At 60.4% G+C, this 12,984-nt stretch carries 12 protein-coding genes; 8 read left to right on the top strand and 4 right to left on the bottom strand.

Annotated features, from left to right (window positions below; genetic code table 11):
- Positions 1–113: 113 nt before the first annotated feature.
- Complete coding sequence (gene hslO / locus BMX59_RS12160) at positions 114–1,016, bottom strand: Hsp33 family molecular chaperone HslO (RefSeq protein ID WP_071492491.1); 903 nt, start codon at positions 1,014–1,016, stop codon at positions 114–116.
- 103 nt (positions 1,017–1,119) lie between these two features.
- On the opposite strand from hslO, the gene BMX59_RS12165 reads away from it, so the two are divergent.
- The gene (locus tag BMX59_RS12165) at positions 1,120–1,923 is read left to right on the top strand and encodes a phosphatase PAP2 family protein (protein ID WP_093121660.1); all 804 of its coding nucleotides are present in this window, start codon (positions 1,120–1,122) and stop codon (positions 1,921–1,923) included.
- A gap of 52 nt (positions 1,924–1,975) precedes the next feature.
- On the opposite strand, the gene BMX59_RS12170 is transcribed toward BMX59_RS12165, so the two are convergent.
- Positions 1,976–2,383 carry an RNA-binding S4 domain-containing protein gene (locus BMX59_RS12170; RefSeq protein ID WP_093121663.1) on the bottom strand — a complete coding sequence of 136 codons (408 nt, stop codon included), beginning with the start codon at positions 2,381–2,383 and terminating at the stop codon, positions 1,976–1,978.
- Between the two features lie 116 nt (positions 2,384–2,499).
- Here BMX59_RS12170 and BMX59_RS12175 point away from each other — a divergent pair, with 116 nt between their 5' ends.
- From BMX59_RS12175 to rimK, 3 genes are read left to right on the top strand one after another with little or no spacing between them, the layout of a single operon-like run.
- Entirely contained in the window at positions 2,500–3,279 is a 780-nt protein-coding gene (locus BMX59_RS12175) for a S6 modification regulatory phosphodiesterase RimA (RefSeq protein ID WP_092248543.1), read from the top strand.
- A gap of 31 nt (positions 3,280–3,310) precedes the next feature.
- Positions 3,311–3,775, top strand: a complete 465-nt coding sequence (locus BMX59_RS12180) for a retropepsin-like aspartic endopeptidase RimB (protein ID WP_371322030.1) — start codon at positions 3,311–3,313, stop codon at positions 3,773–3,775.
- Positions 3,772–4,677, top strand: coding sequence for a 30S ribosomal protein S6--L-glutamate ligase (rimK, locus tag BMX59_RS12185; RefSeq protein WP_010214091.1), 906 nt, complete (start codon positions 3,772–3,774; stop codon positions 4,675–4,677). The genes BMX59_RS12180 and rimK overlap by 4 nt, the downstream gene beginning before the upstream one ends.
- A 95-nt stretch (positions 4,678–4,772) precedes the next feature.
- On the opposite strand, the gene BMX59_RS12190 is transcribed toward rimK, so the two are convergent.
- Both BMX59_RS12190 and ompR read right to left on the bottom strand, forming a co-directional pair.
- Complete coding sequence (locus tag BMX59_RS12190) at positions 4,773–6,086, bottom strand: ATP-binding protein (protein ID WP_071492496.1); 1,314 nt, start codon at positions 6,084–6,086, stop codon at positions 4,773–4,775.
- Between the two features lie 117 nt (positions 6,087–6,203).
- Positions 6,204–6,944 carry an osmolarity response regulator transcription factor OmpR gene (ompR, locus tag BMX59_RS12195; RefSeq protein ID WP_016979041.1) on the bottom strand — a complete coding sequence of 247 codons (741 nt, stop codon included), beginning with the start codon at positions 6,942–6,944 and terminating at the stop codon, positions 6,204–6,206.
- A gap of 357 nt (positions 6,945–7,301) precedes the next feature.
- On the opposite strand from ompR, the gene BMX59_RS12200 reads away from it, so the two are divergent.
- The 4 genes from BMX59_RS12200 to tauA all read left to right on the top strand — a co-directional run bounded on the left by BMX59_RS12200 (position 7,302) and on the right by tauA (position 12,974).
- Positions 7,302–9,626, top strand: a complete 2,325-nt coding sequence (locus BMX59_RS12200) for a Tex family protein (RefSeq protein WP_071492497.1) — start codon at positions 7,302–7,304, stop codon at positions 9,624–9,626.
- The gene (locus BMX59_RS12205) at positions 9,626–10,009 is read left to right on the top strand and encodes a PaaI family thioesterase (RefSeq protein ID WP_034108628.1); all 384 of its coding nucleotides are present in this window, start codon (positions 9,626–9,628) and stop codon (positions 10,007–10,009) included. The genes BMX59_RS12200 and BMX59_RS12205 overlap by 1 nt, the downstream gene beginning before the upstream one ends.
- 214 nt (positions 10,010–10,223) lie before the next feature.
- Positions 10,224–11,807, top strand: coding sequence for a glutamate--cysteine ligase (gshA, locus tag BMX59_RS12210; protein WP_093121667.1), 1,584 nt, complete (start codon positions 10,224–10,226; stop codon positions 11,805–11,807).
- 189 nt (positions 11,808–11,996) lie between these two features.
- On the top strand, positions 11,997–12,974 hold the full coding sequence (gene tauA / locus BMX59_RS12215; protein WP_092248555.1) for a taurine ABC transporter substrate-binding protein: 978 nt from the start codon (positions 11,997–11,999) through the stop codon (positions 12,972–12,974).
- The last annotated feature ends 10 nt before the right edge of the window (positions 12,975–12,984 follow it).

A 12,984-nucleotide genomic window follows, 5' to 3' on the forward strand; every position in this document is an offset into this window, starting at 1 on the left:
CCGCGAAAAAAGTGGGCCGGATTATGCCAGAAAAGCCCAAAAAGAGTAGGGCCCTCCCGTCAGAACTGCGCTAATCCGGCGTTTGTCAGGTGATTTACCTGTGCTTAAACGTTTTAGTGGCGGGTGTCGGAAGGGGTGTCGATGCCTGCGCCGGCGAACAATTGCGCTACATCGGCCGCATCGAACAGGTAGCGCTCGTTGCAGAACTGGCAGTCGATCTCGATATGGCCACCGTGCTCCACCACCAGGTTTTGCGCATCTTCCAGGCCCAGGCTGGCCAGCGCATTGGCCGAACGCTCACGCGAGCAACTGCAGTTGAAGCGCAGGCCCTGTGCGTCAAACAGTCGCACGGCCTCTTCGTGGTAAAGGCGGTGCAGGATGGTTTCGTTGTCCAGGCCCAGCAATTCTTCAGCTTTCAGTGTGTCAGCCAGGGCGATGATGTGCCGCCAGCTTTCTGCGCGATCATCGTCGTCTTTGATACGGTCAGCCGGCAATTGCTGCAACAACAGGCCGCGGGCGCGCTTGCCGTCGGCGTTAAGCCAGAACTTGGTGCCCACCTGCTGGGACATGACGAAATAGTTGGTGAAGCAGTCCGACAGGGTTTCGCCATCCAGATCGACGATGCCCTGATAGCGCTGGCCTTCGGTCGGGTCGATGGTAATTGCCAGCACGCCGTTGGCCATCAGGTCGGACAAGGTGGCATCCGGCGCGATCTGATCGGCTTCATAACGGGCCAAGCCACGGATTTCACGCTCGCTGGAGCATTCGATCATCAGCATCGGCACCGGGCCTTCGGAACGCGCCTGCAGAATCAGCAAACCGTCGAACTTCATGGTGCCCACCAGCAACGCTGCCGCGGCCATCAGCTCACCGAGCAGTTGCGCGACCGGCTCCGGATAAGGGTGCTTGGCAAGGACTTCGGCATAGCTGCGCTCCAGCGAGACCAGTTCGCCGCGGGCGTCGCTCTCGTCGAAGATGAAGCGTTGGGTGAAGTCGGTATCCGGTAGATCAGTCATAGGTCTGGGTATCTGAATTGATGACAAAATGATTACAAGGTTTATAGAATTAAACGCTTTAGCACCGTTTTGGTGCGGTTTCTAGAGCCATGAGGGACAGTTTATGAACAATCCGGGTTTGTTCCAAGCCAAGTGGAACCTCGGGCGATGGGCCGTCTGCAATCTACTCGCTATCGGGCTGCTGTGTTTTTGGCTGTGGCCCACGGGCCAGATGCTGTGTGTGATGTTCGACGAGTGGCTGTTTCACCTGCTCAATGACCCGCTGGCGAGCAGCTCCACATGGCTGCACGTGTGGGCTGTCGCCAGTTTGCGACCGTTCGATGCAGTGGTCGGGGTGATTCTTCTGATGCTGTTGATTCGCGGCGATTGGGTGTTCAAGGCGGTGCAAGTACGCCAAGCCTTGTTAGGTTTTGTCGGCATTCTGTTGCTGTTGCTGTTTATCCGCATGCTGTTTTCCAAACTCGCCGCGCACATGGGCTGGCAACACAATAGCCCGTCCATGGTGATCAGCGGGGCGATCCAGATGAGTGACTACTTCCCGGGCCTGGAGAAGACCTGGGAGTTGAAGGACCGTTCGAGTCAGAGCTTCCCGGGGGACCATGCGTCGGTGCTGCTGATCTGGGGGATGTTCATGACCGTGTTCGCCAAGCGCATCGGCCAGGTGCTGGTGATCTGGGCCCTGACGCTGCTGTTCATGATGCCGCGCCTGGTAGCGGGGGCACATTGGGGGCAAGACGATTACATCGGCGGAGTGTTGCTGGCACTGTTGGCGTTGGGCTGGGGGTACTACACACCGTTTGCGGCGAAGGTATCGGGTGGGTTGTTGCGGGTAACGGCGCCGGTGTTCGGGCTGGCTGCTCGTTTACCCATAGTGGGGCGAATGAGCGTCGTTAGAACACGGCAATAATCTGTGGCGAGCGGGCTTGCCCCGCTCACTACAAAAGCCCGTTCGATTGAGGCTAGTCATCGTTGCCACTGCCGCGAAACTTGAACAGGTCGCGGCGTTGTTTCTTGCTCGGTTTGCCATCGGTGGTCATGCCAGTGGCACCGGCCTTGCGCATCGCCGCCGCATTTTCACGCTTGGCGATGCTGGCTTCGGTTTCGGCGTATAACGCTTGCGCTTCAGATGCGCCACGACGAACGATGGAAAGCGCCTGAACCACGACCGTCTTTTCATCAAACCCTGCACGAATCTGAAACTCATCACCGACACGTGGCTCTTTGCCCGGCTTGCAGCGCTCGCCACGATGATGCACCTTGCCGCTCTCGATGGCGGCCTTGGCCAGGGCACGGGTTTTATAGAAACGCGCCGCCCACAGCCACTTGTCCAGACGGACCTTTTCTTCCTCTTCCTGCTTTTGAGCCACTTGAATTCCTCGCTCTGAAAAATGTCGCAACTTTACCGTTGAAACCCTTCGACGCATAAATCCCCAGGCTCACCTAAGATACGCCAGGTAGCACCCTGTTTTCGCGAGGATATGTTGTGACCGAATTCCCCCTTTCACTCACCTCGCCCAACCAGCGCTGCGTGGGTTGCCAGCAAAGCGAGCCCCTAGGGTTCGATTTTGCGTTCGCTTACCAGCCTATCGTAGACCTGCGGGACCATTCGATCTTTGCCCACGAAGCCCTGGTGCGTGGCACACAAGGCGAAGGGGCGCTGTCGGTGCTGAACCAGGTCAACGAAGGCAACCGCTACCGCTTCGACCAACGCTGCCGAACCCAGGCGATCGCCGGTGCGGCAACCTTGGGAATGCAAACTCACCTTTCGATCAACTTCATGCCCAATGCCGTGTACCGCCCGGAACTGTGCATCCGTAGCACCCTGGAGGCGGCTCGCGTACATAATTTTCCGTTGAACCAACTGATTTTCGAGACCCTGGAAAGCGAGCATGTAGATAACTATCGCCATTTGACGAATATTCTGCGTGAATATCGCGAATTCGGCTTCAAGACCGCCATCGACGATTTCGGCGCGGGCTATTCGGGGCTGAACCTGCTGGCCGACTTCCAACCTGACCTGATCAAACTCGACATGGCGCTGATCCGCGATGTTGATCAGGACCGTGTCCGTCAGGTCATCGTCCAGGGGATTGTCACAATCTGTGAGCAGTTGGGGGTTACTGTCATCGCCGAAGGCATCGAAAGTGCCGGCGAACGGGACTTTCTCTCCGACTGTGGAATATTTCTGATGCAAGGCTACTGGTTCGCCAAGCCTGCATTTAAAGCCCTGGCCGAGATATCCCCTCAGGCCTGGGCAAATTGATCGGTTATCCATATTGAAGACATTTGACCATTTGACCGTTGTGGGTCTGCGTGAGTGGGTGGCACTTCCCGACTTGGGAGTAGCAGGCCTGCGCGCGAAGATCGACACCGGTGCCAGCACCTCGAGCCTGCACGCCACCGACATTGAACCGTTCGAGCGCGACGGCGAGCAGTGGGTGCGTTTTACCGCACACTTGGGCAGCGTCGTGCAACTGCGTCACCGCCGCTGCGAAGCGCCGCTGGTGACGATGAAAACCATCAAGAGCTCCAATGGCCATGCGCAGGTGCGCTATGTCATCAGCACCACGCTGGCGCTGGGTGATCGGGTATGGCGGGTGGAGTTTACCCTGGCCTGCCGCAAGGCCATGCGTTACCGCCTGTTGCTGGGTTCCAAAGCCTTGATTGACGGCCATTTGGTGGTCAATCCCGGCATCAAGTACGTACAAGACAAGCCGGTGTTCCCGGTCTCTACCCTATCTGCCCCAGGTGCTGCATGAAGATTGCTGTGCTGTCGCGAAACCCGCGTCTGTATTCCACCCGCCGCCTGGTTGAGGCCGGCACCGAACGTGGCCACGAAATGGTGGTGATCGACACGTTGCGTGCCTATATGAACATCGCCAGCCACAAGCCGCAGATCCACTACAGGGGCAAGCCGCTGGAAGGGTTTGATGCCGTGATCCCGCGAATCGGCGCTTCGGTGACGTTTTATGGCTGCGCAGTGCTGCGCCAGTTTGAAATGATGGGGGTGTTTCCTCTCAACGAATCGGTAGCCATTGCCCGCTCGCGGGACAAGCTGCGCTCGCTGCAGTTGCTGTCGCGCCGTGGTATCGGCCTACCGGTGACTGGCTTCGCCCACTCCCCCGACGACATCCCCGACCTGATCGACATGGTCAATGGCGCGCCGCTGGTGATCAAGGTGCTGGAAGGCACCCAGGGTATCGGCGTGGTGCTGTGTGAAACTGCGACGGCGGCGGAATCGGTGATCGAGGCGTTCATGGGTCTCAAGCAGAACATCATGGTGCAGGAATACATCAAGGAAGCCGGTGGTGCGGATATCCGCTGCTTCGTGGTGGGCGACAAGGTGATTGCGGCGATGAAACGCCAGGCCAAGCCGGGGGAGTTCCGCTCCAACCTGCACCGTGGCGGCAGCGCCAGCCTGATCAAGATCACCCCGGAAGAACGCATGACCGCACTGCGGGCGGCCAAGGTGATGGGGTTGAGTGTGGCGGGTGTGGATATATTGCGCTCCAACCATGGGCCACTGGTGATGGAGGTGAATTCATCACCGGGTCTGGAAGGGATCGAGACCACCACCGGCAAGGATGTGGCGGGGATCATCATTCAGCATCTGGAGAAGAATGGTGGGCCAAATATGACCAGGACCAAGGGCAAGGGCTAGAGAAGCAGCCAGCACCCTCAAGCTTTAAGCTGCAAGGACAGGCAAAACAATCCGCCTTTCTCTTGCAGCTTTAAACCGGGAGCTTGCAACTGTGCCTATACCGCATCCCTGGGCAACATCAGCCCAAGCGGCAAGCGTACCCGCGCCTCCAGGCCACCCTCTTCGCGGTTGCGCAACTCAACATTGCCACCATGCATCGAAGCAATCCGCCGCACAATCGCCAACCCAAGGCCAGTGCCCTTGCCACCCCGGGCACGGTCGCCACGGGTGAAGGGGTTGAAGATGCCTTCCAGCTCGTCCGGGTCGATGCCCGCCCCCCGGTCCATCACGCTCAGCACCACATAGGGCGCTGCACTGTCGCCAGACACATACGCCGCCACTTCCACGTCAGAACCGGCGTGATGCAAGGCGTTGCCAATCAGGTTGTTCAACAGGCGCTTCATCGACACCCGACGCAACGCAAACGGCCGGATCGGCTCCAGACGCATGCGCACCTGTTCACCGTTCTGGTTATAGGGCGCGACCACCTCACGCACCAGGTCCGTCAGGTCGACTTCTTCCACTACCTCATCACGGCCATCGCGGATAAACGCCAGGAACTGGTCGAGAATCGCGTCCATGTCCTCAATGTCGCGGACCATGTCATCGGTGAGATCAGTATGGTTGCCCATCAACTCCAGCGACAGGCGCAATCGCGTCAACGGTGTGCGCAAGTCATGGGACACCCCCGCCAGCATCAGCTCGCGCTCGCGCCCAGCCTGTTCGACGTCTTCCGCCATCTGGTTGAACGCGCCATACACCTCGGTCATTTCGCTGGGCGTATCGCTGACTGGCAGGCGCACACTACGCCCCTGACCCAACTGGCGGGCGGCAAACACAAGACGCTTGAGCGGCTGGTTGAGCTGACGCACAAAGATCCACGCCGACGCCGTTGAAAGCAGCCCGATCGCCAGGAACCAGCCCAGCACGTTCCAGATTTTCTGCCCCCGCAGCGGATGCGGATACAACGGCACCTTCAACCAGTCCTCGCCCAGGCTCGGCGCACGCACCCACAATGCCGGCGATACATGCATGCGCAACCGCACCTCGGTGTCTTCACCGAGTTCAGCCTGCATCTGGCGCTGGTAGATCTCACTGTAGGGCCAATGCTGCTCGCCTTCCGGCACACCCGCGCCCGCCACACGAACCAACGTAGCGGCCTTGGCGATTTTTTCGCGATTCTCAGGGTCAGCTGCCCAATAGGCACGCAGGGTAAGGGCAACACCGTGACTGTATTGTCGATCCACCAGCACGTCCTCGTTCATCAACAGATAAACCAGCGTGAGTGCCTTGGAAAACAGAACGACGATCAGCACCAGCCAAAGGGTGCGGGAGAAGAAACTTTGGGGGAACCACAACGGGGTTTTCATAGAAGACAGCTGGATACCTTGCAGAAACGAGCGGCGCTCGCAGAATTGCAGACGCCGGGCATCCCGTCGACCCTCATGGAGTCAGACACCGGGAGGCCCGTAACCGCAAATCATCGGTCAACTGGTTTTGTTGCCATCCGGCACAAACACATAACCTACGCCCCACACCGTCTGGATATACCGTGGCTTGGACGGGTCCGGCTCGATCATCCGACGCAGTCGGGAGATCTGCACGTCGATGGAGCGCTCCAGCGCATCCCATTCCCGGCCACGGGCCAGGTTCATCAGCTTGTCGCGGGTCAGCGGCTGTCGAGCGTTCATCACCAGGGCCTTGAGCACGGCGAATTCGCCGGTGGTGAGCATGTGCACTTCATCGCCACGCTTGAGCTCACGGGTCGCCAGCGACAGTTCGTAGTCGCCAAAGGTGACACTTTCATCTTCGCTGCCCGGTGCACCCGGTACCGGTGGGGCCTGCCGACGCAGTACGGCCTTGACCCGCGCCATCAGCTCGTCGGGGTTGAAGGGTTTGGCCAGGTAGTCATCAGCGCCCAGTTCCAGGCCCTTGATGCGACTCAGCTCATCGCCCTTGGCGGTGAGCATGATGATTGGAATCTGGTTGTTCGCGCCGCGCAGGCGCTTGCAGGCGGTCAGGCCGTCTTCACCGGGCAGCATGAGGTCGAGTACGACCAGGTTGAAGACTTCGCGCCCCAGCAGTCGGTCCATCTGCTCGGTGTTCGGCACCGCGCGGGCACGGTAACCCTTGGAGTTGAAGAAACGCTCCAGCAGGCTGCTCAGCCCCGGATCGTCATCAACGATGAGAATTTTTTCGCCTTCAGCAGTTTGTGCAGTGCTGCTCATTGGATGCTCCTCTTATCTCGGCGCGCATTATGGCCTAGCTGCCGTTATACGCACCGTGTGCATTGTTAGCAGATTTTTCCTCTACCGCCAGCGAACCCGCGCCCTACAACCGTTGGCGCAATCCCCCCCAAGGACAGAACGCTGGTTATAATGCGCCGCCGCCGTGCAGGGCAACGTCAGATCGTTACCGTTTGCTGCCGAGGCTTTTTTCACCCGCTTGTCGCGATTTTTTCGATTTCGAGGGTCAATAGGCAGCCTCTTGACCCAGGCAGCGGCGCCAGTCGGGCCGCTCAACCAGCCTCCCAGGGCCTTGTTTTCCGGGCCTGCGAGCTGCTTTTCAGAATTTCAGGTGGTTTTATGGACAGCATCAACAGCCGCATCGCCGAGGAACTCGGTGTACGCCCACAACAGGTCGAAGCGGCCGTCGCTCTACTGGATGAAGGCTCCACGGTGCCGTTCATCGCCCGTTACCGTAAAGAAGTAACCGGCAGCCTCGACGACACCCAACTGCGTCACCTGGAAGAGCGCCTGCGCTATCTGCGAGAACTCGACGAACGGCGCATCAGCATCCTCGCCAGCATCGAGGAACAGGGCAAGTTGACCCCGCAACTCGAGCGCGACATCAAGCTCGCCGACACCAAGACCCGCCTCGAAGACCTCTACCTGCCTTACAAACAGAAGCGTCGCACCAAGGGCCAGATCGCCCTGGAAGCCGGCCTGGGCGAACTGGCCGACGGTCTGTTCAACGACCCGTCGCTGACCCCGGAAACCGAAGCTGCCCGTTTCATCGACGCCGAAAAAGGCGTCGCCGACGTCAAGGCCGCCCTCGAAGGTGCCAAGTACATCCTCATGGAACGCTTCGCCGAAGACGCCAGCCTGCTGGAAAAGCTGCGCAGCTACCTGAAGCAGGAAGCCATCCTCAGCGCCCGCGTCATCGCCGGCAAAGAGGAAGAAGGCGCCAAGTTCCGCGATTACTTCGAACACGACGAGCCGCTCAAGAGCATGCCGTCCCACCGCGCACTGGCAATTTTCCGTGGCCGCAACGAAGGTATTCTCAGCTCCGCATTGAAGGTCGGCGACGAATTGCCGGGCACCATGCACCCCTGCGAAGGCATGATCGCCCAACAATTCGGCATCCAGAATCAGAACCGTCCTGCGGACAAGTGGCTCGGTGAAGTGGTGCGCTGGACCTGGAAGGTCAAGCTCTACACCCACCTGGAAACCGACCTGCTGGGCGAGCTGCGCGACGGCGCCGAAACCGAGGCGATCAACGTGTTCGCCCACAACCTGCACGACCTGCTGCTGGCCGCCCCGGCCGGCCCGCGTGCCACCCTGGGCCTCGACCCGGGCCTGCGTACCGGCTGCAAGGTCGCCGTAGTCGACGCCACCGGCAAACTGCTGGACCACGCCACGGTGTATCCGCATGTGCCGCACAACAAATGGGACCAGACCCTCGCGATCCTGGCCGCCTTGTGCGCCAAGCACGCGGTGGACCTGATCGCCATCGGCAACGGTACCGCCAGCCGCGAGACCGACAAGCTGGCCGCCGAACTGATCAAAAAATACCCGGCCATGAAGATGACCAAGGTCATGGTCTCCGAAGCCGGCGCTTCGGTGTACTCGGCGTCGGAACTGGCGTCCAAGGAATTTCCGGACCTCGACGTGTCGATCCGTGGCGCGGTATCCATCGCCCGTCGCCTGCAGGATCCGCTGGCCGAACTGGTGAAAATCGACCCTAAATCCATCGGCGTCGGCCAGTACCAGCACGACGTGTCGCAGCTGAAGCTGGCGCGCGGCCTGGACGCAGTTGTGGAAGACTGCGTAAACGCCGTGGGCGTCGACGTGAACACCGCCTCCGTGGCACTGCTGGCGCGAATCTCCGGCCTCAACGCCACCCTGGCACAGAACATCGTCAGCCACCGTGACGAAAACGGCGCGTTCAAAACCCGTGCCGCGCTGAAAAAAGTCGCACGCCTGGGTGAAAAAACCTTCGAACAAGCCGCCGGCTTCCTGCGCGTCATGAATGGCGACAACCCGCTTGACGCGTCTGCGGTCCACCCGGAAGCCTACCCGCTGGTGCAGCGCATCGCCGCCGAGACCGACCGCGACATCCGTTCGCTGATCGGCGACGCCGCTTTCCTCAAGCGCCTGGATCCCAAGAAGTACACCGACGAAACCTTCGGTGTGCCGACCATCACCGACATCCTGCAAGAGCTGGAAAAACCTGGTCGCGACCCACGCCCCGAGTTCAAGACCGCCGAGTTCCAGGACGGTGTCGAAGACCTCAAGGACCTGCAACCGGGCATGATCCTCGAAGGCGTGGTGACCAACGTGACCAACTTCGGCGCCTTTGTGGACATCGGCGTGCATCAGGACGGTTTGGTGCATATCTCCGCGCTTTCGGAGAAATTCATCAAGGATCCCCGCGAAGCGGTCAAGGCCGGTGACGTGGTCAAGGTCAAGGTCATGGAAGTCGACATCCCGCGCAAACGCGTCGGCCTGTCGATGCGCATGAGCGACACCCCCGGCGAGAAAATCGACGGTGCCCGTGGCGCGCGCCCAGGCTCGGCACCGCGCCAGTCGCAAAACACTACGGCTCGCAAGGAAACCGCCACCGCAGCCCCAAGCAACAACGCCATGGCCTCGCTGTTCGCCAACGCCAAGCAGTTGAAGAAGCGCTGATGGAGATCCCGGCCGGCTTGACCCAGAGCGCCTTCAGCGAACTGATCGGCTGCCGCCTGCAACGCCTTGAAGAAGGCGTTGCCGAGGTGGCCCTGACCCTGGAGCCGCAACTGCGCAACCGCGCGGGCAAGCTCCATGGGGGGGCGATTTTCAGCCTCGTGGACATTACGATGGGGCTGGCCTGTTCCAGCGCCCATGGTTTCGACCAGCAGAGCGCGACCATCGAGTGCAAGATCAATTACATCCGCGCCGTGTCGGACGGTGACGTGCTGTGCACCAGCCGGGTGATTCATGCCGGCCGCCGCACGCTGGTGGTCGAGGCGGATGTGTATCAGGACGAAAGACTTGTCGCAAAAGCACAGGGCACCTTCGCTGTCCTATAGCTCCCCACCCCCGATTTGAGTTAATTTCGGCGCTGCACTAACGGCGTCGGAATTTTCTCGCTGCGCTGTAGCCAAATTCATGGAGTGAAGTCGGCATATTCAGAGCGGGTCAAATCGACTCAAAACCAGGCGATCACGCCAGTTTCAACTTCACCCTTGTAGACCGTCCTGCCCACCCCCATATTGGGGCGACTGACGCGTGAAGGAATCCAACTTGAGCGAACTTCTCAACCGCCGCCTGGCCCTGCTCGGCAAGCGCGAACACCTCTCCCTGCTAGAGCAGTGCTTGCACGGCATCGAGCGCGAATGCCTGCGTGTCACCGGTGAGGGTCGACTGGCGCAAACGCCGCACCCCGAAGCCCTGGGCGCCGCGTTGACCCACGAACAGATCACCACCGACTACTCGGAATCGCTGCTGGAGTTCATCACTCCCGCCCTGCCCGACCCGGCCGATACCCTGAGCAGCCTGGACAAGATCCATCGCTTTGCCTATACCAAGCTCGGCAGCGAATACCTGTGGAGCCCCTCCATGCCGTGTCCGTTGCCGGCCGAGGAAGATATTCCGATTGCCTACTACGGCACCTCCAATATCGGCCAGCTCAAGTACGTGTACCGCAAGGGCCTGGCCCTGCGTTACGGCAAGACCATGCAGTGCATCGCCGGCATCCACTACAACTTCTCGTTGCCCGAGGCGCTGTGGCCGTTGCTCAAGGAAACCGAAGGGTTTGTCGGCACTGACCGCGACTACCAGTCCAACGCCTATATCGCGCTGATCCGCAATTTCCGCCGCTACAGCTGGCTGTTGATGTACCTGTTCGGTGCTTCGCCGGCCTTGGACGCCGGGTTCCTGCGCGGTCGTTCGCACCAGTTGGAAGTGCTCGACGCCGACACGCTGTACCTGCCCTACGCCACCAGCCTGCGCATGAGTGACCTGGGTTACCAGAGCAACGCCCAGGCGGGCCTCACGCCGTGCTACAACGACCTGGCCAGCTACACCGACAGCCTGCGCGAAGCGGTGGCAACGCCCTACGCGCCCTACGTCGAAATCGGTACGCACAAGGACGGTGAGTGGGTACAGCTCAACACCAACATCCTTCAGATCGAAAACGAGTACTACTCCAACATCCGCCCCAAGCGCGTGACCTATACCGGCGAGCGGCCGATCCAGGCGCTGATGGCCCGTGGCATCCAGTACATCGAAGTGCGCTGCCTGGACATCAACCCGTTCCTGCCCATGGGCATCGACTTGCAAGAGTCGCGCTTCCTCGACGCCTTCCTGCTGTTCTGCGCACTGAACGACAGCCAGCTGTTCGCCAACAACGAGTGCGGCAACGCCACGTCCAACTTCCTCAGCGTGGTCAAGGAAGGTCGCCGTCCGGGCCTGCAATTGCAACGCCAGGGCCAGCCGGTGGACATGAAGGAGTGGGCGTCCGAGTTGCTGGAGCAGATTGCACCGCTGGCTGCCTTGCTGGACGAGAGCCACGGCATCACTGAGCACAGCCAGGCGCTCGACGCCCAGTTGGCCAAGGTCAACGATTCGTCCATGACCCCATCGGCCCAGGTGCTGGCGGCGATGGCCGAGCGTAAAGAGAGTTTTGCGCAATTCTCCCTGCATCAGAGCCAGTTGCACGCCGAGCATTTCCGCAAGGAGCCGCTGGCGGCTGAAGAGCAGGCGCGCTTTGAAGAGCTGGCGCGGACGTCGCTGGCGCAGCAAGCTGAGCTGGAGCAGAACGAAGTGGGCGATTTCGATGTGTTTGTTGGGTCGTACCAGGCCAGCATCCTCGCCATCAGCAACTAAGTAAGCTGAAACCGGGGCAAATGTGGGAGAGGGCAAGCCCCTTCTCACATTTGACGTCATTTCAATTCACGATCAGCGCTCACGGTTCTTCTCATAAGCTAATTCGAAAATGTTATTTATTTTCGGATTCTTAGATCATTTAGGCTCCTCACACGCCGACCCTCGGCCGCCTGATTGAGGAGCTTCCCCTTGAAACTGCTAACCCCTCTGCGTCTCCTGGCCGCATTGTCCCTGGCCGGTGCCAGCCTGTTTGCCCAGGCGGCGGACGTGACCATCGCTTACCAGACCACCGTGGACCCGGCCAAAGTCGCCCAGGCCGATGGCGACTATGAAAAAGCCACAAACGCCAAGATCAACTGGCGCAAATTCGACAATGGCGCCGACATCATCGCCGCCATCGCTTCCGGCGACGTGCAGATCGGCTACCTCGGTTCCAGCCCGCTGACTGCCGCGATCACCCGCAAGGTACCGGTGGAAACCTTCCTGGTCGCCACCCAGATCGGCGGCGCCGAAGCCCTGGTAGCGCGCAACGGTTCGGGCATCAACAGCCCGCAGGACCTGGTCGGCAAGAAAGTCGCCGTACCCTTCGTGTCCACCGGGCACTACAGCCTGCTGGCCGCGCTGAAGCACTGGAACATCGACCCGTCCAAAGTGACCATCCTCAACCTCGCGCCACCGGCGATCATCGCCGCCTGGAAACGCGGTGATATCGACGCCACCTACGTATGGGATCCTGCCCTGGGCGTGGCCAAGGAAAACGGCAAGGTGCTGATCACCTCGGGCGAACTGGCCAAGTTCGGCGCGCCGACCTTCGATGCCTGGATCGTGCGCAAAGACTTCGCCGAGAAGCACCCGGAAATCGTCACCGCGTTCGCCAAAGTCACCCTGGATGCCTACGCCGCGTACCGCAAAGACCCACAAGCCTGGCTCGCCGACAAAGGCAACGTCGACAAACTGGTGAAACTCTCCGGCGCCAAGGCCAGCGACATCCCACTGCTGCTGCAAGGCAACGTCTACCCGCTGGCCGCTGACCAGGTGACCCTGCTGGGCGCACCGACCACCAAGGCTGTGACCGACACCGCCGCGTTCCTCAAGGAACAAGGCAAGGTCGACGCCGTGCTGCCGGACTACGCCCCTTACGTCAGCGCCAAATTCATCACTCACTGATCGGGAGTTC

The sequence above is a fragment of the Pseudomonas sp. NFR09 genome (assembly GCF_900111535.1).
GTDB classification, from domain to species: domain Bacteria; phylum Pseudomonadota; class Gammaproteobacteria; order Pseudomonadales; family Pseudomonadaceae; genus Aquipseudomonas; species Aquipseudomonas extremorientalis.